Genomic DNA, 25,086 nt, shown 5'->3' on the forward strand with positions numbered 1-25,086 from the left:
TCTCCTTCATCGCGCGCCCGCTGCTTGCAGCCTGGCGATAGCTTCATTACGGCGCTTGCGCAGCGTCGGCATCGAAATCTGGTCGAGTGCCGCCAACTGCTGCAAGGTGGGCAGCTCGCCGGTGGCCGGGTCTAGCCATGCGTCCGGGTAGGTATCGTCGGCGGCGCCTAGCAGCTTGTGGTACACGGCGAGGCGGATCGGCAAAGATTCGTCGCGCAGCATGCGGACAGTCCAGCTGCCGGATTCCTGCGCGGCCCGCGCCAATTCAAGATAGCGGAGGGGCAGAGAAAGCTCGCCCGCGCGGGCCTGCTCGATGGCCAGTTCCGTATCGCTGAGTGCGAAATCGTCATCCAGCGCGACGGATGCCTCGCCCGGCTGTACGCCGGCGTGGGCGTGGCCGGTGGTGGCGGCGTCGACGTCCGTGTCATCCGGCTCCTGCGCGGCGAGGATGCGGTCATCGTCTTGCTGCTGGCCGCTGGCTTCCGCTTGTTCGGACTCGCTCATCACGCGCCAATAGTCTTCCAGCCAGGCCGCTGCTTCACCGGCCTCGCCCTGCCAATCCTCGCTGCTGTCCATATTGGATGACAGCTCTTCGTAATCGCCAATCTCCGCCAGCAGCGCCGCGATCTTCTCCGGGCTATTTTTCAAGCTGGCGAAACGCTTGGACTTGGTATGCAGCGGCCCCGGCGAACCACCGAACTGCTCCAGCGACTCGCTCCAGCGGATAATCCACTCGGCCTTGCAGCCGCCGATGGACTTCATCTGCCGCACCTCGATCGGCGTACCGGCCAGCGGCCGGCCCAAGATCGCCCCGACCTGCGCGGCGTTATGCTCCCACGCTGCGAACAGGCCCGCGATCTCGCGATACGCCGTATCCAGCATGCGGTAAGTGTAGATTTTGTTGGGCGAGCAGTCGCGCCCTGTGGCGACGATGTAGTTGTCCGCATCGACCTTGTCACGCAGGGTGGCGTACATGTCATTGACCTTCTTGCGCAGCACCCCCTCGGCGCTGGCGTCGAGCCAGAACGCGCCACTGCGAGCATATTCAACCGCCATGGCTGCAACGAACGCCGTCCAGTACGCGGTCTGCGCCTGCAATTCAAACAGCAAGCCTAGCGAAAGTTCATAGACACTCTCGCCGTAGCTATTGCCCTCCGCCTCGCCGCGCGCGGTGCGGGCGTTGGCGCGCAGCGATGCCGCTACCGCATCGGTATAAGCGTCGAGCAGCACGGCGTGCTGCCCGGGTTCGAGCACATGGTGCATCTCAATCTGCCGGAAGGCCTGCAATGAGCATAGCCCCAGCAGCTTGCGCACTTGTTCCCAGCCGTGCTCCTGGTACCGGGTTCCTGGCAAGCGCATAAAGTCCTGTGTGAGTTGGATAAATCAAAAAGCTCCTCCAGCATGCCATAAAAAGGCAGATTTCATTATTCCGTTTACAAGGCTATTTCCCCTTCTGTTCATGGTTCTGCGATGCCAGCGTGGACAGGATGGCGGCGATGACCGGCGCGGCGTGCTCGCCGCCGGTGGCGTCGGAGTGGCTGACGAAGGCCGCCATCGCCAGGCGGTGTGTCTGGCCCGGCAAGCTGCCTGCTTCCAGCCAGCCGGTGAACCAGACGGTCGCGGTGTCGTCGCCGCTGGGTGCGGTGCCGGTTTTTCCGTACAAGCCGGGACGCACGCCGGCCAGCGCCGCGCCACGGAATGCGCCCGCGCCAGTGCCGACATCGACCACGCCTTTCATGCCGGCCTTGATGCGGTCTAGGCGGATGCCGAGCGGCGGTGCAGGCTGCATCACGCTGTCTTTGCGATCCAGCGACAGCAGCATGCGCGGCGTGACGACTCTGCCCTGCCCGACCGCCGCCGAGGCCAGCGCCATTTGCAGCGGCGTGGTCTGCATGCGCAGGCCGATGGCCATTTGGCGCAGCTCGTGGCGAGTATGGATAGGATCCATGTGGGCGGGCGTGGCTTGCAATGCGTCCCATGTGCGCCAGTTGAAATCCGCCGGCAGCAGGCCGCCGTCTAGTCGCAGCGACTGTTCGAAGCCAAGGCGATGTGCGGCGGCGACGATGGGCCGGATGCCGTCTAGCGCATCGGCGTCCAGCGCTTGCAGGTCGGGCGCGCCGCCGTCTGGACGGCCGAACAGGCTGCGGTCACTCAATTCGCTCGACCAAGCGAACCAGGTATTTAGACTGTAGGTCAGCGCTTGCGCCAGTCCAAGACGGCCTTCCTGCGCGCGGCGATCCAGGCTTTGTTCGCGGTAGTTGGTGATATGCGCGAGGCGCGGATTGAGCGGATAGGCGGCGGCGTCGGTTTGGAAGCCGTAGCCTCGCTGCGCCGCCAGCTTATTGATGGCGGGGAGCGGCATGCCGCCTAGCAGTGCGTCGATCTGCGGGTCGCCTTGGGCGGCGATTTCCAGTCCTAGTGCGCTCACTACTTTGAAGGTCGAGCCGGGGCTTTGGTGAGCGCCGCCGTCGTGCTGCAAGGCTGGCAGGCGCAATGGGCTGCGCGCGGGGCTGGTGCGGTCGAAGTCGCGCACTTCGGCCCAGTTGGTGCTGGTGACGCGGCCCGTGCCGGCGCCGGCTGCGGCGAGTATATCGCCGGTTTCAGTGTCGAGGATGATGACGCCGGCGTGACGGCCTTCAGGAATGGGCTGGCCGAAGGCGCAGCGGCCGGCTTCCCAGCGGCCGCGCTGCATGGCGACGCAATCGAGTACGCGCTGGCTGAGGGCTTGCAGTGGCAAGTCGAGTGTGAGCTTGGCGTTGACGGCGCCGTCGCTGGGCAGGCGTGCCAGCATGCCGGCGATGCTGTTGCTATGTTCGGGATTGAGGCCTAGCAGTGGTGCGAGGCCGGCTTCGATGGCGGATTCGGTGGGCGCGCCGTCGATCCACAGGTTCGTGCCGTTGCGGTCTTGCAGTTGAACTGGCGATGGGGCCGCAGCGCGGGATGTGTTGCTGTCGGTTGCGACGAGCGGCTGCCAGATCAGGCGTCCACCGGCCACGCGCAGATGGCGGTATTTCTGGTCTTCCGGCGCGTTGAAGTCCAGTGGCTGGACGTCGAGTTGCACGCTGCGCGCGCCAGCTTGCAGCGTGAGCGTGATTTGTTGGACGTCGCTGCTGTTAACGCAAGCGCGGCCGGTGCAGGCGGGAGCGAAACGCGCGTCAGCGCCGGTAACGCCGCTGCCAACGTGGCCGGCGACCAGCATTTGCAGGACTTCGCCGCCGCTGGCGGGGCCAGGCAGTGCTAGTCTGAGACGGACTACTGGACGGACGTCGCCGCTATCGCCGGCTTGCGGCCAGCGAGCGACGCGAGTCCATGCTTGCCAGCCTTGCGGCAGCGACGCGAAGAGGCGCGCTGCGGCGACGGGCATTTGGCTGGTGGTGGCGATCATTACCGGCGCGTTGCCGATGGCTGCGTTGGCGCCTGTGCTGGCGGCCCACTCTATTGCCAGGCCATCGGGGGCTTTGACGCGCCATGCCAGCAAGCGGCGTTCGCTGTTGTAGATGTCGATTTGTTGGCGGACGTAGGCGCCGTCAGCCTGGTAGTAAAGGCGCTTGAATAGTTTGTGCGTGGCGGGGCCGGGCTGGATTTGCTTCCAGTCGCGCAGTTCGGCAGCGCGTTCGCTGGCGGCAGCGGCTTGCCATTGCGGCAGATCGCGCGGAGCGATTTCGATCGCGCCGCTGCGCGCCAGGCGGATCAGGCCCTGGGCTTGGAGTTGCTCGAACAAGGACTGGTCTTCCAGTGCGCCGGCGGCAGCAGCGGGAATCTGGTAGGAGCCGGGAGCGAGATAGGTGCTGACAGCGCGGCCGCGTGCCGGGAAGGCGGTAACCAGCGCCGGCATGATGTTGGCTGTGGCGGCAGCGGGCGCCGGCCGATACATCTGCACCAGCAACTCGCCGGCTTGCGGGCACATGGCATTGGTGCGGCGTTCGATGCGCAGCGCGGCATTCGCGCCCCACAGCAGCCATCCTTGCTGGCGCAGCGCCACTTGGCCGCTAGCGCCCTGCTCCACTTGGCCGAAGCTGGCGTCGCTCAACCAGCGGGTGTCGGCCTGCCTGCTGCGCCAGCTCAGTTGCAGCGGCTCGCTCAGCGGATCGGTGAAATCGGCGCGCGCCGTCCCCTCAATTTGAATCTCCGGCACCGCGTCATTGCTGCGATCCGCCACCAGCAGCACGTTGCGCAGAGCGATTTGCACATTGGCTTCCTGATTGCGCGCCACCCAGCGCTTGACGTCATCGAAGCGATAGCCGAGACGCAGCGGCAGCAAGCGCGGATCGGTCGGACTGCGCATTTGGCTGCACAGATCCACCCGCACCGGCGGTGCGGCTTGCAAGCCTGCCGCAATCAACAGCGCGCCATCGGGATGCAGCGTCGTACTGACGCCGGCCTGCTCAGGCACCGTGAAGGCCACACCCGGCAGCACCGCCCGATAGGCATTCGCCGCCCGAACGTTAGCCGCCGATTGCGGCGTGCTGGCCGTCGCCGCAGCCAGGTGACGCGCATGGCCGGCGATCAGCGCGCCGCCGCCCAGTACCACGCACAGGCCCGCCAGCACCACCCATGCCATCCGCGTTGGGAAGCCACGGCGCACAGGCCTCGGTTGCATGTTCGAATGGATAAGTCGCGGCATATGCCCCTCGCGCTGGTGGTCGGAATCTGCTTTTGCTTAGCAGAGGGGCAAGGAAAAACTCAGGAAAAACCAGCCTCTTATCGCGCCAAAACGCATTTTGGCCCGCTAAAAATGCGGCTCGTCGCAATCCCGGTGCGGCTTGACGAGGCTTTGGATACAGTGAGCACATCGAAACTCACTTTAACCACCGAAAGGAAGCAAAATGAACGTCCTGAAAAACTTCGAAGCCCTGTTCGTCGTTACTGTGGCTCTGGCCTGCGGCGCAACTTACGCCCTCGATCAATCCAACGTGGCAGCGCAAGATCCAAACATGCAAGTGGTGGTCGTCAGCGCAAAGCGCCTGACCGCTGAACAGAAGCTGCAATCGCTGCTGGAAGAACGCGCCACCACGCTGGCAGCCGATGCCAAGAAAGCCAACGCGATCTAAATACAGTTTTGTGTCATATGTAAGAAACTGCATCATTCAAGGCAAGGCCTTGTACCACTTGATATAGTTCTTCCAAGCGCTGGAACCAGCGTAGTCTAGAAGACGGAGGACATATCATGCTTAAGCCAATTTTCGCCACTGCCATGCTTGCGCTGAGCGCAGCAGCTTTTACCCCTAACATCGCATCCGCGCAGGTCGGCGTCAGCCTCGTGATCGGCAACGCACCGCCGGCGCCCCGTTTCGAGAGCGTACCAGCGCCGCGCCGCGGCTACATCTGGGCGCCCGGCTACTGGAATTGGGACGGTCATCGCCACGTTTGGGCCGGCGGCCATTGGGAGCGCGAACGTGTCGGCAGCTACTGGCGTCCTGCTGAATGGGTACGCGCCGATGGCGGCTGGCGTTTGACGCCTGCCGGCTGGATGGTAGTCGATAACGGTCCTTCGCGCGTTGACTACATCACGGTTGCGCCGCCTCCTCCGCGTTATGAACGGATTCCCGAGCCGCGCCCCGGCTATATCTGGGCGCCCGGCTATTGGGAATGGCGCGCTAATCGCCACGTTTGGGTAGGCGGTAATTGGATTGCTTCGCGTCCGGGCTATGTCTATGCACAGCCTCGCTGGACGGAGCGCGATGGCCGCTGGTATCGCGAAGAAGCGCGCTGGGAGCGCGGCCCTGGCGGCGACCGCGATCATGACGGCATACCGAATCGCTACGACCGCCACGACAATCGCGGCGATCATCATGGACGCGGTGATCGTGATCACGACGGTGTTCCTAACCGCTATGACCGCGACCGTGATGGCGACGGTGTGCCGAACAGGTATGATCATCACCCGGATAACCGTCGTCGCGATTAATGGAACATATTGAGTTTGAGAGTTTGGCCACGGCCGCCTTCAAGGGCGAGCGCGTGGCCGCTCGTCGTTTGGCGGCGCGCTCGCAGTTAAGCGAGGCGCAGGCTTTGCTTCAGGTGCTGACGTTGGCCGCTGGTGTGGCTGGGTTGACGCAGTTATTGGCCGAGCGCGAGCAGTTGCGGTTGCGCGACGATGAGCGGCGCTTGGCAAGACGGGCGAATGCCGCGCATAAGCTGGCGGTGCGGAAGGCTGGCATGCAGCCGGTTGCCGCCTGGCGTGGATGGTTTGATGGTTCGGCGCATCCCAATCCGGGACAGATTGGGATTGGTGCGCTGTTGTGCGGGCCAGATGGCCAGCGGGTGGAGATTAGCCGCCGCGCGGGGCATGGAAATAGCAGCGAGGCGGAGTATCTGGCGCTGACGGCGCTGCTGGAGGCGGCCGTCAAGATGGGGGCGACGGAGCTTGCCGTCTGCGGCGATAGCCAAGTGGTGGTGAATGATGTGAATCTGGGCGCGGCGCGCGGCGCCAAGGGATTGGAGGAGCATCGGGCGCGCGTGGTGGAGTTGATGTCGGCGCTGGGCGCTGTACAACTGCGCTGGGTGCCGCGCCACCGCAACGGTGACGCAGACCGCTTGTCGCAGCATGCTATCGGAGACCGGGCGCGCGATTGAGCCGCGCTGTCACCCCAAAAGTTTAGGGTCTGACCCCGTACGGGGTCAGACCCTCGGTCGCCGCAGTGCGGGTTATGCGGTTCCGGCAAATTCAGTTGCGGGCGGCAGCTAGTTGCAGCGGACGACGATTTAGGGCTGCGCTTGGGGTACGCGGGGTAAACCCCGTGTCATTTACCTTGAACACGCTTACCGCTTTCGCCAGCGCTGCTGCTTGCTGCTGCATCGATTCCGCCGCAGCCGCAGCTTCTTCCACCAGCGCCGCGTTCTGCTGCGTCACCGCGTCCATCGAACCAATCGCGTGATTCACTTCGTTGATGCCGGCGCTTTGCTCGCTGCTGGCCGCAGTAATCTCGCTAATCATGTCGCTGACCTTCTGCACGCTGGAGACAATCTCGCCCATCGTGTTACCGGCATCAGCCACCAGCTTACTACCCAGATTCACCTTCTCAACCGAGTCGCCAATCAGCGCTTTGATTTCCTTAGCAGCCGATGCCGAACGCTGCGCCAAATTACGCACTTCCGACGCCACCACGGCAAAGCCACGACCCTGCTCACCGGCGCGCGCCGCTTCAACTGCCGCATTCAAGGCCAAAATATTGGTCTGGAACGCGATACCATCAATCACCGCGATAATATCCACGATCTTGCTGGACGACTGGTTGATCGAATCCATGGTGCCCACAACCTGCGCCACCACTTCGCCGCCTTTAACCGCCACCTGCGCCGCCGATGCCGCCAGCTGATTCGCTTGGCGCGCGTTGTCCGCATTGTGCTTCACGGTCGACGTCAATTCTTCCATCGAGGATGCGGTTTCTTCCAGCGCGCCCGCCTGCTGCTCGGTGCGGCGCGACAAGTCCTGATTACCCTGCGCGATTTCCGACGACGAGGTGGTGATGTGATCCGTCCCGCTACGCACCTCGGTCACGATGGTCAGCAAGCTGCTGTTCATATCCTTCAGCGCCGACAGCAACTGGCCCGTTTCATCCTTGGCGCTATCGTCGATATGCGCGGTCAGATCGCCATCGGCCACGCGGCGCGCCACCGACACCGCCTCTTGCAGCGGGCCAGTGATACCAGCGGTCAGCAGCCAGGCGCAAGTGACGCCAAAGGCCAGCACCAGCAGCGCCAGCACGTACAACAGATTGCGGCTGCTTGAAGCGATATCATCGATGTGCGCGGCGGAGGCGTCGATTTTCGCGCGCTGCATCTTCAGCAGTTCAACGATCAGCGATTGGTAAGCCGCAGTCCCAGGACGGAACACGTTTTCAAAAACCTTGTTGGCTTCTTCCAGTTCGCCGGCCGTTTTCAGCTTGGCGATCTGGTCGCGCGAGGAGAGATAGACTTTGCGCTGCTCGCCGATGCGGGTGAACAGCTCCTTCTCGTCCGCATCCGAGATCAGCGTTTCGATTTTCTTTTGCAGTTCGGAGGAAGCGGCCGAGGAGGCCTTGGATTCTTCGGCGAAGTAAGCGCCGAGCGAAGGGTCGCTGCTACGCGCGATGGCGGTGGTGCGGCGGATACCGCTATCAATTTTGCCCGACCAGTCGGAGATCATGCGCTCCTTGGCCAGCGGCACTTGCATCATGTCGGCGGTGGCCGTGGCCACGCCCTGCAAGCGCCAAACGCTGATGCCGGTGATTAGCATCGCAAACGCCAAAATGATCGTGAAGCCCAAAGCCAGGCGTTTTCCGATACTGATATTCGCCAACATATTCATTCTTGCACCTACCTCTCACAGTAAATCCAAAACAAAACTACGGGACAGCAGCATCGGGACACGCCCGGTGGGAATTACGCTGCCAGTGCGGTGCTTTCGATCAGGCCCATGTCCGCGCTGGACATCAGTTTGTCGATATCGACCAGGATCAGCATGCGTTCGTCGATGGTGCCGAGGCCGACGATGTGGTCGGTATTCATGGCCGAGCCGATTTCCGGCGACGGTTTGATTTGTTCCGGCAGCAGCGTGGTCACGTCCGACACGCGATCCACCACCATGCCCACCACGCGGTGGCCGATGTTGAGGATGATGACCACGGTGAACTGGTCATAGGTCGGGGTGCCCAGGTTGAACTTGATGCGCATGTCGACGATCGGCACGATGATGCCGCGCAGGTTGACTACGCCCTTGACGAATTCCGGCGCATTGGCAATGCGGGTCGGGGTTTCGTAGCTGCGGATTTCGCTGACTTTTTGAATATCGATGCCGTACTCTTCCTGGCCCAGGGTAAAGGCCAGATACTCGCCGGCATTGTTGGCCGTGGCGTGCAGTTCGCTTACGTTAGACATTGGTTTTCCTTCATTGCTAAAGTGACTGACCGTAATGTTACCCCAAGTCAAGGTCAATAGCACCAATTAAATGCGCTGCGGCAATAAATAACCTTATTGCAATATTCAGATTATTATTTCAACCACGGTTTTTACCCTGCACAAGCCATGCGCGAGGCTGTATGATTTGGCAAAATCGTCCACATTCAGGGAGAACGATGAATAGCTTGCTCAATAGCTGGCACCCGCGCCTGGTCGCCTTGGCCAACGCGGCTCCGGGCATCGATGGCGCCCACGACACCAACCACCTGCACCGGGTTTGGCGTAACGCCAGTCTGCTGTTGGACGATTATCCCGAAGCCGATCCGCTGATCGTGCTGGCCGGCTGCTATTTGCATGACCTGGTCAACTTGCCCAAGAATGATCCCGAGCGCCACCTCGCCTCGCGCAAGGCGGCGCGGCTGGCCAGCCGCCAGTTGGCCGAGCTGGATTTCCCGCCGAACAAGCTGGCCGCCGTGGCGCACGCCATTGAGAGCCACAGCTTCTCGGCCGGCATCCGCCCCGAGACCATCGAAGCCAAGATCGTGCAGGACGCCGACCGCCTGGACGCGCTGGGCGCGGTCGGGCTGGCGCGCCTGTTCTACACGGCGGGACGCATGGATTCGGCGCTGGCGCACCCGGACGATCCGATGGCGCTGCACCGCGACCTCAATGACAAGGCCTACGCGCTCGATCACATCGACACCAAGCTGGCCACCCTGCCCGGCAAGATGCAAACCGCGGCCGGCCGCCGCTTGGCCGAAAACCGCTTGAATGAACTGATCGCCTTCCGCGACAACTTTATTGCTGAATGGGCCGCTAGCCCGGCCGCGCCGTAACCTGAGATGTCGAGTATCCATGAGCAAACCTGTAACTGCTGGTAATCTGAATTTTGTACTGATCTGCGTTTTCATCGACATGCTGGGCATCGGCCTGATTGTGCCGGTGCTGCCGGTTCTGGTGGGAGAGTTCACCGGCTCGCGCGACAATCAAGCCTACTGGTATGGCTTGATGAGCGCCGTTTTCGGCTTGATGCAATTCATTTTTATGCCGATGCTGGGCGCGATCAGCGACCGCGTCGGCCGCCGCCCGGTGCTGCTGTACTCCATGGCCGGCATGGCGATCAACTTTTTCACCACCGCGTGGGCGCCGAATCTGGCTTGCCTGTTCATCGGCCGCGTGATCGGCGGCATGTCGTCGGCCAGCATGTCGGTGGCATCGGCCTACGCGTCGGACATCTCGACGCCGGAGAACCGCGCCAAGAGCTTCGGCAAGGTCGGTGCGGCGTTTGGCCTCGGCTTTATCTGCGGGCCGATGCTGGGCGGGCTGCTGGGTAGCGTTGATTTGCACTTGCCGTTTTATGTGGCAGGTGCGCTGTCGGTGGCGAACTTCGTCTACGGTTATTTCGTGGTGCCGGAATCGCTGCCGCAAGATCGCCGCTCGCCGTTCACGCTGTCGAAGATTAATCCGCTCGCCGCGCTGGCCAAGCTGGCGCGCCGTACTGACATTCGCGGTTTGATCGTCACCTACACGCTGGTCACGCTGGCCGCCATGATGCTGCAAACGACCTGGGTGCTGTACACCACCTTCCGCTTCAACTGGACGCCGGGCCAGAACGGCGCCGCGCTGTTCTGCGTCGGCTTGACGGCGGCCGTGGTGCAAGCCGGTTTGCTGGGCGTGCTGATTAAACGCTTCGGCGAAGTGAAGCTGTCGGTGCTTGGTCTGGTGTCCGGCGCCATCACTTATCTGTTGTATGGCTTGGCGACGCAAGGCTGGATGATGTACGTGCTCATTATGTGCAATGTGCTGTCGTTCGCCATCGGCCCTGCCCTGCAAAGCCTGATCTCCAAGACCACGCCGCCGAACGAGCAAGGCGAGTTAATGGGATCGCTGCAATCGATCAGCAGCGTGGGCGTGATCATCATGCCGCTGCTGGGATCCGCGATTTTGGCAGAGGTCAGCCACCTCTCTTCCAGCGATTGGCGCGTCGGCAGCACCTTCTTCGTCTGCGCCGTGATGCAGGCGATCGCCATCGTCGTGGCGCAGCGCTACTTCGGCAAGCATACGGTGCCAGCATGAGGTGGGCATTGTTGTTGATGGCGTTTGCCGCCCATAACGCGATGGCCGGCTGCTCGCGCGAGATCGCTGCGCCGGTGTCGGCCAACGGCGCTAGCGTGATTGTCGATGGCTTGAGCGTGAAAGGCATTTATCCCGATCTGCTGCGCGCCATCGGCCCCAAGGTTGGCTGCCAGTTCGCATTCACCGTGGTGCCGCGTGCGCGTCAAGTAGCGATGTTCAAGGCCGGCACGGCGGACGTGCTGGTGCCGGCGTCGCGCACGCCGGCGCGCGATCAATTCGGCACGTTTATCCCGATGATTAATCATCGCGCCATGCTGATCTCCGTGAACAACGGCCGCGCGCCGATTACCAGTGCACAGGATCTGCTGGCACGCAAGGAACTGCGCGTGGCGGTGGTGCGCGGTTTCGATTACGGCGAGCCTTACGCGGCGCTGATCGACGAGCTGCAAAAGCAAGGCCGTTTATTCATGGAGGTGGATGTGATTGGCGTGGCGCGCCTGCTGCACGCTGGTTCCGCCGACGTCACCATCATGGGGCCGACGCTGATGGCCGGCGCGATCCGCCGCGATCCGCGCGTGCACGGCTTGCAGGACAAACTGAAGACGGAGGCGATCCCGGAACTGCCATGGCACCAGAGCGGCGCTTACATCTCCAACGCGCTGAAGCCGGAAGACCAGGCGGTGATCCGCGAGGCGCTGGAAAAAGCCGGCAAGTCCAATCAAATCATGGAAGGCTATCTGCACTACTTCCGCGCGGACGTGCTGAATGACAGCGTGCGTCCGCGCTAAACCGTTTATTTCGTTTCTACGATAGGCAATTCAACGGCGCTGTTGTGATACACCTTCAGCGTCGCCTTCTGATAATCGGACGGCTTGGCGTAGAAGATGTTCGGCACATAGGTTTGCGGATTGCGGTCGTACAGCGGGAACCAGCTTGACTGCACTTGCACCATGATGCGGTGGCCCGGCATGAATACGTGATTCGCATTCGGCAGCGCAAAACGGTAGCGCTCCACCAAGTTGGCCGGAATCGCCGATGGCATTTCAAGGCTGTTGCGGTAGCGGCCACGGAAAATATCCATGGCGATGCCCAGCTGGTAGCCGCCCAGCTCCGGTTGCGACGGCACTTCGTCCGGGTAGACGTCGATCAGTTTCACCACCCAGTCGGCATCGGTGCCGGTGGTGGCGGCAAACAGGTTGACCATCGGCTGGCCGGCGATTTGTACCTTGGTTTTCAGCGGCTCGGTCACGTAGGTCAGCACGTCTGGACGGTCGGAGAAGCTGCGCTGATCGCTCACCAGCCACGGACGCCACACATTGCCATCCCCCATGCGCACCGGACGCGGTACGAACGGCACCGGCTTGGCCGGATCGGAGACGTATTCGTCGTAGCCTTCTTGCGGCGCATCGAAGCCCAGTTTGGAACCGGCTTGCAGGTAGATCGGCTTGGCCGCTTGCGCCACCGGCCATTGCGGCAGTTTCTGCCAGCGATTGATGCCGGTCTGGTAGAACAGCACTGGCGGCGTATTGGCAACCGGCGCACCGTCCTTCAGGTATTGATCGAGGAAAGGCTGCATGAAGTCGCGGCGGAATTCCAGCGCGGTGTCGCCGGTGAACTTCAGCGCGCCGAGGCTGGAGCCCTCGTAATTGACGCCGCTGTGGCGCCATGGGCCGACCACTAGGTAGTTCTTGTCGTTGGCGCTGTCCTTCGGTTCCAGCGCTTCATATACGGCGTAGGCGCCGTAGATGTCTTCCTGATCCCAGTAGCCGACCACCGTCATGGTCGGCACTTTCAGCGCGCGCCTGGCGAGGATTTTGTCCAGCGCCTGGTGCTGCCAGTAGCTATCGTAGGCTGGGTGCTCGAACAATTTCTTGGTGAAGTTCAGCTGATCGAGGCCGAACCTGGCGGCGTAATTCGAGACCGAACCGGCGCGCAGCATGCCTTCGTAATCGTCATAAACGCCGGTGGCCATGTCTTTGCCGCCGCTCTTGGCGCCGGTTTGACGGGCGATGTAAGCCAGATTCGGCATGCGGAAGGCGCCGTTGTGGAACCAGTCGTCGCCGCGCCAGCCGTCGACCATGGGGCTCATCGGCACGGCGACTTTGAGGGCCGGATGCGGGTCCACCAGCGCCATCAGCACGGTGAAGCCTTCGTACGAAGAGCCGATCATGCCGACTTTGCCGTTGGATTCAGGGATGTTTTTCACCAGCCAGTCGATGGTGTCCCACGCATCGGTGGAATGGTCGGTGCGGCTGGCGTTGAGGGGGCCGATCAGCGGGCGCGTCATCACGTAGTCGCCTTCCGAGCCGTATTTGCCGCGCACGTCCTGGAATACGCGGATGTAGCCTTCGCTGACCATGGTTTCATCGCCCTGGCCGACGGTGGCGAGGATGCTCGGGCTGGCATTGCGATTGGCGCGGCCGCTGGCGTTATACGGCGTGCGGGTCAGGACGATGGGCGCGTGCTGGGCGCCTTTCGGGACCACGATCACCGTGTGCAGCTTGACGCCGTCGCGCATCGGAATCATGACATCGCGCTTGATATAGTCGGCGTTGGGAATGGCGATATCGAACTTGGCTGGGATATCCGGCGCCATGGCCGGCGTTTGCGCAAAGGCGGGGAAAGAAAAAGCAAGCAATGCTGCAACAACAGTACGGCGCATATCGGCTCCAAGAAAAAGTTTCCAGTGGGACAATATACCACCCTTGACAGACCGCCACCAAACTGCAACCATACGGCCATGATTTTTTATGCCCCACTTCACACCCGCACGTATTGGCGCCGCTCCTAGCGCGAGCGGCCACTGTCTACACTAGTGATGTGATATTTTTATCAACGCCGCCCTCGTCTGGTGGCGTTTTTACATCCAGACCGGGGCAAGCAAAGGAACCCTGATGAGTCTGCCTGAACAGTCCACTACCGAAGCCGTCGCCGTCGCGCCGAAAGGCCCGCAAATCATTCTGACCGGCGACCGCCCGACCGGCCCGCTGCACCTCGGCCACTACGTCGGTAGCCTGCGCAACCGCGTGCAGTACCAGCACGAGTTCAAGCAATTCATCATGCTGGCCGACTCGCAAGCGCTGACCGACAATATGGACGACACCAACAAGGTGCACCGCAACGTGGTTGAAGTGGCGCTGGACTATCTGGCTGTGGGCATCGACCCAGCCAAGTCGACCATCCTGATCCAGTCGCAGATTCCAGAACTGGCCGAGCTGACCTTCTACTACCTGAACATGGTCACCGTGGCCCGCCTCGAGCGCAATCCGACCGTGAAGACCGAAATCGCCCTGCGCGGCTTCGAGCGCGACATCCCGGCCGGCTTCCTGACCTACCCTGCTTCGCAAGCGGCCGACATCTCGGCCTTCAAAGCGACGCTGGTGCCGGTCGGCGAAGACCAAATCCCGATGATCGAGCAGACCAATGAAATCGTGCGCCGCTTCAACCGCATCGCCGACAAGGAAATCCTGGTCGAGTGCAAAGCACTGGTGCCGGACATCGGCCGCCTGCCGGGTATCGACGGCAAGGCCAAGATGAGCAAGTCGCTGGGCAACACCATCAATCTGGGCGCCAGCGCCGCCGAGATCACCGCCGCCGTAAAAAAGGTCTACACCGACCCGCTGCACCTGCGCGTGGAAGATCCTGGCCACCTGGAAGGCAATGTTGCCTTCATCTACCTGGACGCCTTCGATCCTGAAAAAGACAAGCTGGAAGAAATGAAAGCCCACTACGTGCGCGGCGGCCTGGGCGATTCCATCGTCAAGAAGCGCCTGGAGCTGGTGCTGCAGGAAATGCTGGCGCCAATCCGCGCCCGCCGCGAAGAGCTGGCGCAAGACAAGGGCTACATCATGCAGATGCTGAAAGAAGGTACCATGCGCGCGCGCGAAGTGGCGGCGCAGACCGCCGACGAAGTCAAGGCCGCGCTCGGCCTGAGCTACTTCTGATTCCGGCCGCATGGCTATGGCTGGCGTCGCTGTACGGCGCCGCCAGCATCGCTTGTTTCGTCGCCTACGCGATCGACAAGTCGGCGGCGCGCCAGCAGCGCCGCCGCATCCCCGAGCGCACCCTGCTCTTGCTCGGCCTGTGCTGCGGCTGGCCCGGCGGCCTGCTGGCGCAACAGACGCTGCGGCATAAAACGGTCAAGACGTCGTTTCAATTGGCCTACTGGGCTAGCGTAGCGGCCAACCTCGCTGCCGTCTGGTGGCTCTGCACTGCTCTCAATACTCTCGACTGAGGACTTCAACGATGTGGCACGGCGTGTTGTGTGGACTGCTGGCGGGCGCGATGTGGGGCATGGTGTTCATCACGCCGGTGTTCCTGAGCGCCTTCACGCCGCTGGAAATGGCGTGCGGCCGCTACATCGCCTACGGCCTGATCGCCGCCAGCCTGATGGGCATGCGCCTGCCGCCGCTGCTACGCCGCCTGGATCGCAACGATATTATCGCCATGGTCAAGCACGCGCTGGCCGGCAACATCGTCTACTACATGCTGCTGGCCTTGGGCGTGAAGCTGGCCGGCGTGGCTGCGACCTCGCTGATCATCGGCGTGCTGCCGATTTCCGTCACGCTGATGGGCCACAAGGATCACGGCTCGGTGCCGCTCAAGCAACTGCTGCTGCCGCTGCTGCTGGTGGCGGCCGGCATCGCCTGCATCAATATCGACGTGTTCACGCACGACGTGGGCAACGGCATGCCGTTCAACGCCAAGCTGCTGGGCGTGCTGTGCGCGACCGGCGCGCTGGCCTGCTGGACGTGGTATTCGGTCGATAACGCGCGCTACCTCAAGCGCAATCCACACTTCAGCAGTGGCGAGTGGTCGTCGCTGTACGGCATTTCCAGCGGCCTGATTGCGCTGGTGATTGCGCTGGTGGCGTTTGCCATCTTCCATGGCGATGTAACCGGCGCGGCAGCAGTTGCCAGCGGCCGCGACTGGACGGTGTTCTGGATCGTCAACGCGCTGCTGGCCCTGGGCGCCTCGGTGATCGGCAATCACCTGTGGAATGTCGCCAGCCGCAAAGTGCCGCTGACCTTGTCCGGTCAACTCATCCTGTTCGAGACGCTGTTTGCGCTGCTGTACGGCTTTATCTACAAGCAGCAACTGGCGCGCGCGCTGGAGATTGCCGCCGTGGTGCTGTTGATTGCTGGCGTGATGTGGTCGGTGCGGGTGCATGCGCTGGAAGATCCCAGCGAGGCACACGCCGATTAGATGTTGTCGAGCAGGCCGTTCTCGCTGAGCACGTCCTGCACCAGCTCCAGCCGCAGTACCGGATTTTCCTGCAGCAGCAGGCGCTGCTTTTCTTCCATGTCCAGCCGCAGCAGTTCGCACCAGCGGTTGGCGACCCAACCCGCCTCATCGAGCCGGTACGGCGGCGCCAGCGACATATTGGCGGTGGAAATCTGCTTCTTCTGCAAGGAACGGATCAGCGCGCCCAGCGCGTTGGCCACGTCCTGCTGCTCGGTCGGGATGGGCACCACCATGTCTTCCGCCACCTCGTCCACCTCGGCCATCCACAGGCCGTGCTTGAGCTGCTCCGCCGACTTGATCTGGAAGCGCGTGGTGCCGATGCAGGAAATTTGCAGCAGGCCCGGCAGCGGCGCCGACCAGTCGAGGATGCGCGCCATGGTGCCGCAGGCGGACAGGGTTTCGTGCTGGTCGGGCACGCGCACTTCGCTGCCGTCCAGCAGCGAGACCACGCCGAATTCTTCTCCCTTGGCGATGCAGCGCTTCACTAAATCGAGATAGCGCACTTCAAACACCTGTAACGGCAAATGGCCGTCAGGAAACAAGATCGTCTTCAGCGGGAACAGAGGGATCGATGGCATTTCGCTATCATCTCATGAAATGCCCTCGCTCGGCTGGCTGCGCTACAAAAATTAACGCGCGCCGAGAATAAAAAAGCCGGCGCCGGGTTATACGAATATAACCTCGGCGCCGGCCTTGGAAGGCGAATTACTTAATCAGATAATCGTCTTTGTTCTTACCTTCCAGCCATTTTGGAGCGCGGCCGCGGCCCGTCCAGGTTTGGCCGGTAGCGTCGTCACGGTACTTGGTTGGCACCGGAGCGCGCGGCTTGGACGTTTTAACCTTGGCTACGCCGCCCAGATCCGCAATGGTCAGGCCGTATTCGCGCATGATAGCCGCGACTTTTTCTTTCGCCTGCGTAATTTCGTTTTTACGGGCAGATTCAGCCAAATTTTCCAGTTCAGCGATCTTCGCTTTGTATTCCTGGTAAGTCGTCATCTTAATTCCTTCGTTGCGAGGGTTATTTGATAGGCGCAATTTACCATAATTTGGCGGCTGCACTCTAGCGATATTCCAATATAGCGATAAAAGTGAATATTTTCCACAACTTAAATGCACGCGTCATTCACATAATGGACGCACCTGTATTCCGTCTACGACAACCTTGCGGATTAAATTAGCTAAGCGGCAAGTGGCCGGCCCGGCCAATTCAGGATTGGCCACCACTAGCGATAAGGCGAGTTTGCGGCGCTGCCCTACGCGCAAGGGCAAAGGCTTGAGCAGGCCTTGCTCCAATTGTTTTCGGATTTTGTGTTCCGCCAGCCAGCCAAAGCCAATTCCATTACAAATCATTTCAAGCCGGGTATGAGGACTGGTTACACTCCAGCGCTGATTACTATTCAACCAGCCATGGTCACGCGGATTCAAGGTGCCTGAATCGCGCACCACGATATGCAGGTTGCGGCTTAAATCATCGACTTCCAGTTCCCGCCCCAGCGCATGCAATGGATGGCAAGGGTGGGCCACGGCGACAAACTCGATATCCATTAATGCATCGCCGAGAAAGCCGGAAGGAATACGGCTGACAATCGCAATATCCACGCGCTTTTCCAGCAAGGCGTCTTCAGAACCGGATAACACGGTTTCTTCCAGATTCACGCGCGTATGTTTTGCCCACGGTTCAAAATCGCGCAGCACTTGCACGAGTAATTCGACCGGGAATAGGCTATCGACTGCAATGCTCACTTGCGGCTCCCAGCCCTCGGCCAAACTACCGGCCAATTGCTCCAATTGGAAAGCGTCGCCTAATAACTCGCGCGCTTTGGACAGCAAGGCTTCGCCATTCCGGGTTAATCGCGCGCGGCGGCCGTCTATTTCCAGCAACTCCACGCCCAATTGCTCTTGCAGCTTGGCGACCATGTAGCTGACCGAGGATTGGCTGCGGTGCAGCGCCTCGGCCGCCTGCGCATAACCGCCGCACTCAATAATGGCTTGCAGCACCTGCCACTGTTCCAGCGTACTCCGGGGGATTTTCATTCACTTGGATTCCATGATAAACGTGCCGTCCCAATTGTCTGGCGGCGGATTGACCGCCATGTGGCGGCAGCGGTCGACATACAGTTCAGCCACTTGATCGCGCGGATTCAGGGCCAGCACTTCCTCAAACACCTTGCAGGCGGCGTTCCAGTTGCGCTTGCGGTAGCTTTGCAGGCCGTTGCGGAACAGGCCCATGGCTTCTTGCAGCGAGGGATAGCTTTCCTCGGTGTGGTAGTCGAGCACCTCGTAAATCGACACCGGCTTGGTCTTGCCCTTGACCACCACGATATCGACCTCGCGCGTGCGGTAGGTGCCGCGCAGCGCCCGGTAGGTGAATTCGCTGATCAGGATGCGCGCGCCGTATTGCTTGCAGGCCGATTCCAGCCGCGCCGCCAGGTTCACGCCGTCGCCGATGATGGTGTAGTCCATGCGCTTCTTGGAGCCGATGTTGCCGGACACGACCTGGTCGGTATTCAGGCCGATGCCAATTTCCACCGGCGGCTTGCCCTCGCCCGCCCGCACCAGATTCCAGATGCGCAGCTCGTTGACCATGGCGATGGCGGCACGCACGGCGCGATCCGGGTCGTCCTCGTGGCCGACCGGGATGCCGAAAGCGGCCATGATGGCGTCGCCGATGAATTTATCGAGCATGCCCTCTTCGCGCTGGATGCAATCGACCATCAGCGTGAAGTATTCATTGAGCATGGTCACCGTACCCTGCGCACCCAACTGCTCGGTGATGGTGGTGAAGCTGCGGATATCGGAGAACAGCACCGTGGCCGGCACGTTTTTGCCACCCAGCATTTCGGCGCCATTGGCCACCATCTGGTCGGCAATGCCGGGATCCATGTAGCGCGACATGGTCGAGCGCAGGCGCTTTTCGCTGGAGATGTCTTCGATCATCAGCATCCAGCCGATGCGCTTCTTTTCCATCGACAGCAAGGGCTGCACGCTGAGGTTGACCGAACGCGTTTCCTCGCCGAGCACCAGCTCCACGTCCATCAGATGCTCGGCCGACTCGTTGACCTCCACCTGCCGCAGTCGATCCATGATCCAGTTGTTGGCGCCACCGAAGAACTCGCCGGCCGCCGTGCCGACGATGCTGGCCGCATTGGTGCGCAAGATGCGCAGGCCGGCCTCGTTGCAGGTGACGATCTTTTCCTGGCTGTCCAGCGTGATCACGCCGTTGGACATCGACTCCAGCATGGCCTCGTTGTAGTTCTTGATCTGCTGGACGTCGGCAAACAGCTTGGCGTTTTCCAGCGCAATCGAGATTTGCGCGGTGAAGGCGCGCAGTCGCGATTCGTCCTCGCTGCTGAACGGGCCGCCGCGCTTGTTCAGCACCTGTGTCACGCCGATAAGCTTGCCGGCCTTGTTGACGATGGGGACGCACAGAATCGAGCGCGTGAAGTAGCCGGTGCGCTTGTCGAATGCCGGATTGAAACGCAGGTCGGCATAGGCGTAGGGAATGTTGATGGTCTTCCCCGAGGTGAACACCGCGCCCGCAATCCCGGCGTTATTGGGCAAACGGATTTGCAGCGACTCCAGGCCCTGCCCGACCTCCGACCACAGCTCGCCGGTCTTTTCATCGTTGAGGAACAGTGTCGAGCGCTCGGCGTTGAGCAGGCGCGTGGCCTCGCCCATCACCTTTTGCAGCAGCGAGCCGAGCTTGATGTCGGCCGTGACCTCCGACACCACGTCGATAAATTCCATCTCCTGACGGCGGATCTTCTTCATGCTTTCGAGGAAGCGCGCGCTTTGCAGCGCCAGCGTGCCTTGCGTGGTGAGCGCTTCCAGCAATTGCAGATCGTTGCGGGTGAATTTGCCGCGCCGCTTGTTCAGCGTTTGCGACACGCCGATAATCTCGCCCTTCACGGTCTTGATCGGCACGCATAGAATGTTGCGTGTGACGAAGCCGGTTTGCTCGTCGATGGAACGGTTGAAGCGCGCATCGGCATACGCATCGGCAATGATGACCGCCTCGCCGGTGGTAAACACGTGGCCGGCAATGCCGGTGTGGTTGAGGAAGCGGATCTCGCGTTGGATATTGCCTTGCGCTACGCGCGAGAACAGCTCGCCGGTCTCGGCATCGTTGAGGAATAGCGTGCCGCGCTCAGCGTCGAGTTCTTCGGTGGTTACTTCCACCAGGGCGTTGAGGATTTCGTCCAGCGTGTCGTAAGCGGCCATGCGGCGCGACACTTCCAGCAGCAACTCAACCTGCCGCAGCCGCTTGCGCTGGGCGTTGAGGGCCGGCTGCTGGTCGCTGGCTGTCATGCTTTTTCCTCCAGCACGGCACGTAGCGCGCGAATGGTGTCGTGCAGGTGAGCGATTTCGGCGTGATGGGCGGCGGCGGCCTGCTGCTGGGCGTCGATGCGCTCTTGCGCCGCTTTTTCGAGACTGGTGCGCAGGGCAACGATGGTGTCGCGCAATTGCAGGATATCGCTTTGGGCGGCCGAGACCGCATCCTGCACCTGGCGCTGGCGCTCTTGATGCGCTTGCTCCAGCTCCGAGCGCAAGGCCGCGACGGTGCGCTGTAAATCGCGCACCTCGGCCAGCGCCAGGCGCAAGCTCGCTTCGTCGGGCTGGAGCATATCGGTGGCGTCAGGGGTTTTCAGGATGTTCCCTAGGCGAATCAATTCACCTAGGAATCATACCACCCTCAGAAGCGCGTCTCTACCGTTACGCGCAGCTGTGTTTCACCGCCCGCAACAGTGGTGCGGTTGATGGCGCTGTTGCCGTCGTTGTAGAGGCTCTCGGTGGTGTAGTCTTGGGCCAACAGATTGGAGACTGCCACCCGCAAATTGTTCTGCGTATCGAGTTTCCACAGTGCGTAGACGTCCAGATCGCGGCGCACCGAAGTGTAGCCGCCCTGCGTGCCGCTCAGGCGTGCAAGGCCGCCGTTGCGGAAGCTGAAATTGCTGCCGGTGCTCATCTGGCCGTCCGGCGTTTTGTAGTCGATGCCGACGGTGGCGCTCAGCGGTACTTGCTGGTCGAGGCGGTTGTCTGGGCCGGGCACCACATCCACCCGCGACCAGTTGCGGCTGACGCTGGCGCGCAGGTCAAGGTTCGGCGCGTGGTCGACCAGTACGCGGGCCGGGAACTTGGCTTCCAGCTCGATGCCGCGCGTTTCGGCGCGGCCGTCGTTGATGGCGGTCGAGACCCAGCGCTGGTCTTGGAAGAACAGGCCTTGGTGCGTGTAGTTTTCGATGCGGCGCACCGAGGCGCTGGCGCTCAGCAGGCCGCCGTCGCCCCAGTAGTGTTCGAAGGAGGCGTCCAGGCCGAGCGCCAGTTCCGGCTTCAGATTGGGATTGCCGCGACGGTCGGGCTCGGTCGGGCTGTTGTTGGTCGAGGTGAACTTGCGCGGAATCAGCGCGGCGGTGGCCGGCGCTTTGTAGGTGCGGGTCAGCGCGAAGCGGACTTGGTCTTTTTTATTCGGCAGCTTGATCAGCGTTTGCATCAGCGGGCTGAACACGCTGGAGCGGTTTTGCACGGCGTCGATGCTGCCGCCGTCGGCGCGGGTGTCCAGGCCTTCCCAGCGCAGGCCGGTGTAGATCGACCAGCGCGGCGTGATGTTCCATTCGTCCTGGCCGTACAGCGCCAGCCGCGTGACCTTGGCGGTGAAGCCTTCGTCGCTGTTCATGGGCGAGCTGCCCGGCAGGTCGGCGTCACGCTGGACGCGCAAATCGTCGCGCTGGGTAACGCCGGCGTCCCAGCCCATCGACAGCGAGTGCTCGGTGGCTTCAGGTTCGCCTTCGGCCGGCTTGCTGAAGGTGTACGGGGTCGAATACTTGCCTTGGGTGCTGAAGCCCTGCTCCTCGCTTTCCGAGTGCACGGTGCGGAACAGGTTGGCGGGCAAGCCCATGCTGCCGGCCAGTTGCAGCGAATCGGCGCTGCTGCGGGCCTCGCTGACGGCGGCTTTGAGATCGAACTTGGCGCCCTCTTCCAGCTTGTGCACCCAGTTCAGGTCAGTGCGGCCGAAGCCGTTGTGGTTGCTGTAGGTGTTGTCGGTGCGGTCGTAGTCCGGGCCTGCACCGAAGGCGGTCTCGGTGCGGCCGTGGCTGTTGCTGGCAAAGCGATTCCAGTTGAGGAAGGTTTGCGAGGTGACGGTGTCGCCGTTGTCCAAGATCCAATTGATGCGCGGCGACAGGTTGAAGCCGTCGCCCTTGCCTTGGTCTTGCCACGTGGAGGCGCGGGCGTACGTTGGGACGCCGTCGCCATCGGCGCCGTTTTCCCATGTTGGCGTCATGCGCTTGTAGTTGAAGCGCCATGCGTTGGCGCCCAGCGAATACGAGGTGGTGGCGCTCTTGTCCGACATCTGCAAGCTCATGCTCGGCGAGCTCGACTTGCTGCTCTTGGCCGCACTGAACTTCAGCTCACGCTGGGCCGATTTCAGCGCCTTCTTCAAGACGATATTGACGGTGCCGGCAATCGATTGGGTACTGAATTCCGCGCTGGCAGCGCGCAGCACCTCAATGCGCTCGATCACGTCCGGCGCCAGGCTGTCGATGGAAAAACCGGCCGGAGCGCGTTCGCCGTTAATCAGAATCTGCGTGTAGCCGGCGCCGAGGCCGCGCATGCGGATCTCGCCGCCGCTGCGGCCGGCCGCGCCGCCGATCGTAATGCCGGGCAGGCGCTTGAGTACATCATTGACCGAGGTATCGCCGTATTTCTGGATTTCCTCGCTGCTGACCACCGTCTTGCTAGCGGTATCATCGCGGCGCGCATCGTATTTAGCAGCGGAGCTTTTAATCTCCACCTTCTGCATCTCCTCCTTCTGCATCTCCTCCTGCTTAGGCCGTTCAGCATCCTCCGCCCGCGCAGCAGAAGCAGCAACAAGCAAGGAAACAGCAGCGATAGGCGTCAGGCGGGATAGCATCATACGAATTTAGCAAGTTGCAGGACGAGTAACGCCAAGCATTATGCCGTATTTCCAAAGGGTGACGCTATAATGCGCGATCGTTAATTTGTATGGATTTGCTACCGTGTCCGATCGTCTCGCCGTTTTGCCGCAATATTTGCTCCCGAAGAGCGCGCTGACCAATTTCGCTGGCCGTGTCGCTGGCGCCAAGGCCGGCAAGTACACGACTGGCTTGATCCGCTGGTTCGTCGGCCGCTACAACGTCAATATGAGCGAGGCGCTCGATCCCAATATCGCCAACTACAAGACCTTTAACGAATTCTTCACCCGCGCCCTGCGCCCCGACGCCCGCCCGCTGGCCGACGCCGCCTACGTCTGCCCGGTCGATGGCCGCATCAGCCAATTCGGCGATATCGAAGACGACCAAATCTTCCAAGCCAAGGGCCACAAGTTCACCACCACCGCGCTGGTCGGCGGCGACGCCACGCTGGCCGCCCAATTCCAGCACGGCAGCTTCGCCAACCTGTACCTGAGCCCGCGAGACTACCACCGCATTCACATGCCGATCGACGGCAAGCTGACCCGCATGATTTACGTGCCGGGCGAACTGTTCTCGGTCAACCCGACCACCGCGCGCGGCATTCCCGGCCTGTTCGCCCGCAACGAGCGCGTGGTGTGCGTGTTCGATACCGCCCACGGCCCGTTCGTGATGACGCTGGTGGGCGCCACCATTGTCGGCAGCATGGCCACCGTGTGGCACGGCGTAGTCAACCCGCCGCGCCTGCCGCAAGTGACCGAGTGGAGCTACACCGATCAAAACATCGTGCTGAAAAAAGGCGATGAACTGGGCCGCTTCCTGCTCGGCTCCACCGTGGTGATGCTGTTCCAGAAGGATGTGCTGAAGTTCAACTCGGCGTGGCAACCGGCCGGCCCGGTTCAACTGGGCGAAGAAATGGGACAGCTGAAGTAATCACATCCCCGCTGAGCGACCAGTCGCAAAGGCCGCTTCCAGCGTATCAATGAAGACCCGTGTCTTGGCTGGCATCAGCCGGCGTCCTGGGAACACCGCCCAGCCCGTCACCTCCGGGAAGCCCCACTCAGGCAGCACCCGCACCAGCTCCCCCGTTTGCACATAAGGCCGCGCAATCGCCTCGGTCGAGGCGCCAATGCCGATGCCTGTGGCCGCCATGCGCACCAGCAGTTCCGGCGAATTGGCCAGCAGCCGCACCGGCAGCTCGCGTTCCCATGACGTCTTCCCGCGCAGCAGATGCCAACGGATCAAGCCATTCAAGCGCGGCGGCAAACTCAGCAAATCATGCTTGAACAAATCGTCCGGGTGCTCGGGCAGGCCGCGGAAATTGGTGTACTTGGGCGAGGCGTACAGCGCCAGCGAACTGAACGTGATCCGCCGCGCAGCCAGTGTGGCGTCGTCCGGCAGATTGCCCATGCGGATGGCAAGGTCGAAGCCCTCCGCCACCAAGTCCACCCGGCGCGGCGACAAATCCAGCTCCAGCGAAATGGCCGGATAGCGGTGCATGAACTCGGCCAAGATCGCGCTCATCGCCACGTTGGCAAAGTCGGCCGGCATGGACACCCGCAGCAAACCGCTCGGCGCGCCCTGCCGGTGCTGGGCCAGCGCGCCGGCCGCCTCGGTCTCGTCGGCCACCTTGCGGGCGTGCTCCAGCAGGCTGGCGCCAAACTCCGTCAATACCAGCTTGCGCGTGGTGCGCTGAAGCAGCCGCTCCCCCAGCTTGCCCTCCAGCAGCGTAATGCGCCGCGAGACCGTCGACTTGGGCAGCTGCACCCGCTCCGCCGCCAGGCTAAAACTGCCGCATTCAACGATGCGGGCAAACAAAAGCAGGTCGCCGGGATCGATTTCCATAGTGATTGTTCCATCAGTGGATTAATGTTATCCATTTTAACGGCTTCCGCATCAGATTTGAAACGATTAAAGTTACTCCATCGCAGCACTAACCCGACATTAAGGAGCAACA

General features: G+C 61.9%; 22 protein-coding genes. 10 read left to right on the forward strand and 12 right to left on the reverse strand.

The window, feature by feature from the left end; translation table 11 throughout:
- Positions 1-6: 6 nt before the first annotated feature.
- Complete coding sequence (locus GTP45_RS12990) at positions 7-1,359, reverse strand: hypothetical protein (protein WP_161014317.1); 1,353 nt, start codon at positions 1,357-1,359, stop codon at positions 7-9.
- An 82-nt stretch (positions 1,360-1,441) separates the two neighbouring features.
- Complete coding sequence (locus GTP45_RS12995) at positions 1,442-4,600, reverse strand: penicillin-binding transpeptidase domain-containing protein (RefSeq protein WP_229258446.1); 3,159 nt, start codon at positions 4,598-4,600, stop codon at positions 1,442-1,444.
- 226 nt (positions 4,601-4,826) lie between these two features.
- On the opposite strand from GTP45_RS12995, the gene GTP45_RS13000 reads away from it, so the two are divergent.
- The 3 genes from GTP45_RS13000 to GTP45_RS13010 all read left to right on the forward strand — a co-directional run bounded on the left by GTP45_RS13000 (position 4,827) and on the right by GTP45_RS13010 (position 6,576).
- A complete protein-coding gene (locus GTP45_RS13000; protein WP_161014319.1) occupies positions 4,827-5,051 on the forward strand; it encodes a hypothetical protein in 225 nt (74 codons plus the stop codon).
- Positions 5,052-5,167: 116 nt separating this feature from the next.
- Positions 5,168-5,908: a YXWGXW repeat-containing protein gene (locus GTP45_RS29185; protein WP_161014320.1), complete on the forward strand. Its 741-nt coding sequence runs from the start codon at positions 5,168-5,170 to the stop codon at positions 5,906-5,908.
- The gene (locus tag GTP45_RS13010; protein WP_161014321.1) at positions 5,908-6,576 is read left to right on the forward strand and encodes a ribonuclease HI family protein; all 669 of its coding nucleotides are present in this window, start codon (positions 5,908-5,910) and stop codon (positions 6,574-6,576) included. Before GTP45_RS29185 ends, GTP45_RS13010 begins: the two co-directional genes overlap by 1 nt.
- A gap of 91 nt (positions 6,577-6,667) precedes the next feature.
- Here the strand turns inward: GTP45_RS13010 and GTP45_RS13015 are convergent, their stop codons facing one another.
- Entirely contained in the window at positions 6,668-8,290 is a 1,623-nt protein-coding gene (locus tag GTP45_RS13015; RefSeq protein ID WP_161014322.1) for a methyl-accepting chemotaxis protein, read from the reverse strand.
- A 74-nt stretch (positions 8,291-8,364) separates the two neighbouring features.
- Positions 8,365-8,859 carry a chemotaxis protein CheW gene (locus GTP45_RS13020; RefSeq protein ID WP_161014323.1) on the reverse strand — a complete coding sequence of 165 codons (495 nt, stop codon included), beginning with the start codon at positions 8,857-8,859 and terminating at the stop codon, positions 8,365-8,367.
- Positions 8,860-9,056: 197 nt separating this feature from the next.
- On the opposite strand from GTP45_RS13020, the gene GTP45_RS13025 reads away from it, so the two are divergent.
- The 3 genes from GTP45_RS13025 to GTP45_RS13035 are packed head-to-tail and all read left to right on the forward strand — an operon-like array spanning position 9,057 to position 11,744.
- Complete coding sequence (locus GTP45_RS13025; RefSeq protein ID WP_161014324.1) at positions 9,057-9,716, forward strand: HD domain-containing protein; 660 nt, start codon at positions 9,057-9,059, stop codon at positions 9,714-9,716.
- Positions 9,717-9,735: 19 nt separating this feature from the next.
- Positions 9,736-10,956, forward strand: a complete 1,221-nt coding sequence (locus GTP45_RS13030; RefSeq protein WP_161014325.1) for a TCR/Tet family MFS transporter — start codon at positions 9,736-9,738, stop codon at positions 10,954-10,956.
- The gene (locus GTP45_RS13035; protein ID WP_161014326.1) at positions 10,953-11,744 is read left to right on the forward strand and encodes a substrate-binding periplasmic protein; all 792 of its coding nucleotides are present in this window, start codon (positions 10,953-10,955) and stop codon (positions 11,742-11,744) included. Before GTP45_RS13030 ends, GTP45_RS13035 begins: the two co-directional genes overlap by 4 nt.
- A gap of 5 nt (positions 11,745-11,749) precedes the next feature.
- Here the strand turns inward: GTP45_RS13035 and GTP45_RS13040 are convergent, their stop codons facing one another.
- Entirely contained in the window at positions 11,750-13,618 is a 1,869-nt protein-coding gene (locus GTP45_RS13040) for a CocE/NonD family hydrolase (RefSeq protein WP_161014327.1), read from the reverse strand.
- Between the two features lie 232 nt (positions 13,619-13,850).
- Between GTP45_RS13040 and trpS the strand changes: the two genes are divergently transcribed.
- From trpS to GTP45_RS13055, 3 genes are all read left to right on the forward strand, one after another.
- Positions 13,851-14,900: a tryptophan--tRNA ligase gene (trpS, locus tag GTP45_RS13045; protein WP_161014328.1), complete on the forward strand. Its 1,050-nt coding sequence runs from the start codon at positions 13,851-13,853 to the stop codon at positions 14,898-14,900.
- Between the two features lie 71 nt (positions 14,901-14,971).
- The gene (locus tag GTP45_RS13050) at positions 14,972-15,190 is read left to right on the forward strand and encodes a DUF1294 domain-containing protein (protein WP_371874464.1); all 219 of its coding nucleotides are present in this window, start codon (positions 14,972-14,974) and stop codon (positions 15,188-15,190) included.
- An 11-nt stretch (positions 15,191-15,201) separates the two neighbouring features.
- Positions 15,202-16,161: a DMT family transporter gene (locus tag GTP45_RS13055; RefSeq protein ID WP_161014329.1), complete on the forward strand. Its 960-nt coding sequence runs from the start codon at positions 15,202-15,204 to the stop codon at positions 16,159-16,161.
- Here GTP45_RS13055 and GTP45_RS13060 read toward each other — a convergent pair.
- From GTP45_RS13060 to GTP45_RS13085, 6 genes are all read right to left on the reverse strand, one after another.
- Positions 16,158-16,778 carry an LON peptidase substrate-binding domain-containing protein gene (locus tag GTP45_RS13060; RefSeq protein ID WP_161014330.1) on the reverse strand — a complete coding sequence of 207 codons (621 nt, stop codon included), beginning with the start codon at positions 16,776-16,778 and terminating at the stop codon, positions 16,158-16,160. The two genes, GTP45_RS13055 and GTP45_RS13060, sit on opposite strands and share 4 nt — an antisense overlap.
- 127 nt (positions 16,779-16,905) lie before the next feature.
- Positions 16,906-17,196 (reverse strand): H-NS histone family protein, encoded by a 291-nt coding sequence (locus tag GTP45_RS13065; RefSeq protein WP_161014331.1) that lies wholly within the window; start codon positions 17,194-17,196, stop codon positions 16,906-16,908.
- A gap of 123 nt (positions 17,197-17,319) precedes the next feature.
- The gene (locus GTP45_RS13070; protein WP_161014332.1) at positions 17,320-18,234 is read right to left on the reverse strand and encodes a LysR family transcriptional regulator; all 915 of its coding nucleotides are present in this window, start codon (positions 18,232-18,234) and stop codon (positions 17,320-17,322) included.
- Complete coding sequence (locus GTP45_RS13075; protein ID WP_161014333.1) at positions 18,235-20,508, reverse strand: GAF domain-containing protein; 2,274 nt, start codon at positions 20,506-20,508, stop codon at positions 18,235-18,237.
- On the reverse strand, positions 20,505-20,870 hold the full coding sequence (locus tag GTP45_RS13080; protein ID WP_229258447.1) for a hypothetical protein: 366 nt from the start codon (positions 20,868-20,870) through the stop codon (positions 20,505-20,507). Before GTP45_RS13080 ends, GTP45_RS13075 begins: the two co-directional genes overlap by 4 nt.
- 23 nt (positions 20,871-20,893) lie before the next feature.
- A complete protein-coding gene (locus GTP45_RS13085) occupies positions 20,894-23,113 on the reverse strand; it encodes a TonB-dependent receptor plug domain-containing protein (RefSeq protein WP_161014334.1) in 2,220 nt (739 codons plus the stop codon).
- A gap of 103 nt (positions 23,114-23,216) precedes the next feature.
- Here GTP45_RS13085 and asd point away from each other — a divergent pair, with 103 nt between their 5' ends.
- Positions 23,217-24,062 carry an archaetidylserine decarboxylase gene (gene asd / locus GTP45_RS13090; RefSeq protein ID WP_161014335.1) on the forward strand — a complete coding sequence of 282 codons (846 nt, stop codon included), beginning with the start codon at positions 23,217-23,219 and terminating at the stop codon, positions 24,060-24,062.
- Here the strand turns inward: asd and GTP45_RS13095 are convergent, their stop codons facing one another.
- Positions 24,063-24,974: a LysR family transcriptional regulator gene (locus tag GTP45_RS13095; protein WP_161014336.1), complete on the reverse strand. Its 912-nt coding sequence runs from the start codon at positions 24,972-24,974 to the stop codon at positions 24,063-24,065. It abuts the gene before it with no gap.
- Positions 24,975-25,086: the final 112 nt, after the last annotated feature.

The sequence above is a fragment of the Duganella rivi genome (assembly GCF_009857435.1).
Classification (GTDB): domain Bacteria; phylum Pseudomonadota; class Gammaproteobacteria; order Burkholderiales; family Burkholderiaceae_D; genus Rugamonas; species Rugamonas rivi.

Bases quoted from the DNA above. Each gene is read 5' to 3' on its own strand.
- GTP45_RS12990 (WP_161014317.1), bottom strand. From the start codon at position 1,359: ATGCGCTTGCCAGGAACCCGGTACCAGGAGCACGGCTGGGAACAAGTG.
- GTP45_RS12995 (WP_229258446.1), bottom strand. From the start codon at position 4,600: ATGCAACCGAGGCCTGTGCGCCGTGGCTTCCCAACGCGGATGGCATGG.
- GTP45_RS13000 (WP_161014319.1), top strand. From the start codon at position 4,827: ATGAACGTCCTGAAAAACTTCGAAGCCCTGTTCGTCGTTACTGTGGCT.
- GTP45_RS29185 (WP_161014320.1), top strand. From the start codon at position 5,168: ATGCTTAAGCCAATTTTCGCCACTGCCATGCTTGCGCTGAGCGCAGCA.
- GTP45_RS13010 (WP_161014321.1), top strand. From the start codon at position 5,908: ATGGAACATATTGAGTTTGAGAGTTTGGCCACGGCCGCCTTCAAGGGC.
- GTP45_RS13015 (WP_161014322.1), bottom strand. From the start codon at position 8,290: ATGAATATGTTGGCGAATATCAGTATCGGAAAACGCCTGGCTTTGGGC.
- GTP45_RS13020 (WP_161014323.1), bottom strand. From the start codon at position 8,859: ATGTCTAACGTAAGCGAACTGCACGCCACGGCCAACAATGCCGGCGAG.
- GTP45_RS13025 (WP_161014324.1), top strand. From the start codon at position 9,057: ATGAATAGCTTGCTCAATAGCTGGCACCCGCGCCTGGTCGCCTTGGCC.
- GTP45_RS13030 (WP_161014325.1), top strand. From the start codon at position 9,736: ATGAGCAAACCTGTAACTGCTGGTAATCTGAATTTTGTACTGATCTGC.
- GTP45_RS13035 (WP_161014326.1), top strand. From the start codon at position 10,953: ATGAGGTGGGCATTGTTGTTGATGGCGTTTGCCGCCCATAACGCGATG.
- GTP45_RS13040 (WP_161014327.1), bottom strand. From the start codon at position 13,618: ATGCGCCGTACTGTTGTTGCAGCATTGCTTGCTTTTTCTTTCCCCGCC.
- trpS (WP_161014328.1), top strand. From the start codon at position 13,851: ATGAGTCTGCCTGAACAGTCCACTACCGAAGCCGTCGCCGTCGCGCCG.
- GTP45_RS13055 (WP_161014329.1), top strand. From the start codon at position 15,202: ATGTGGCACGGCGTGTTGTGTGGACTGCTGGCGGGCGCGATGTGGGGC.
- GTP45_RS13060 (WP_161014330.1), bottom strand. From the start codon at position 16,778: ATGCCATCGATCCCTCTGTTCCCGCTGAAGACGATCTTGTTTCCTGAC.
- GTP45_RS13065 (WP_161014331.1), bottom strand. From the start codon at position 17,196: ATGACGACTTACCAGGAATACAAAGCGAAGATCGCTGAACTGGAAAAT.
- GTP45_RS13070 (WP_161014332.1), bottom strand. From the start codon at position 18,234: ATGAAAATCCCCCGGAGTACGCTGGAACAGTGGCAGGTGCTGCAAGCC.
- GTP45_RS13075 (WP_161014333.1), bottom strand. From the start codon at position 20,508: ATGACAGCCAGCGACCAGCAGCCGGCCCTCAACGCCCAGCGCAAGCGG.
- GTP45_RS13085 (WP_161014334.1), bottom strand. From the start codon at position 23,113: ATGATGCTATCCCGCCTGACGCCTATCGCTGCTGTTTCCTTGCTTGTT.
- GTP45_RS13095 (WP_161014336.1), bottom strand. From the start codon at position 24,974: ATGGAAATCGATCCCGGCGACCTGCTTTTGTTTGCCCGCATCGTTGAA.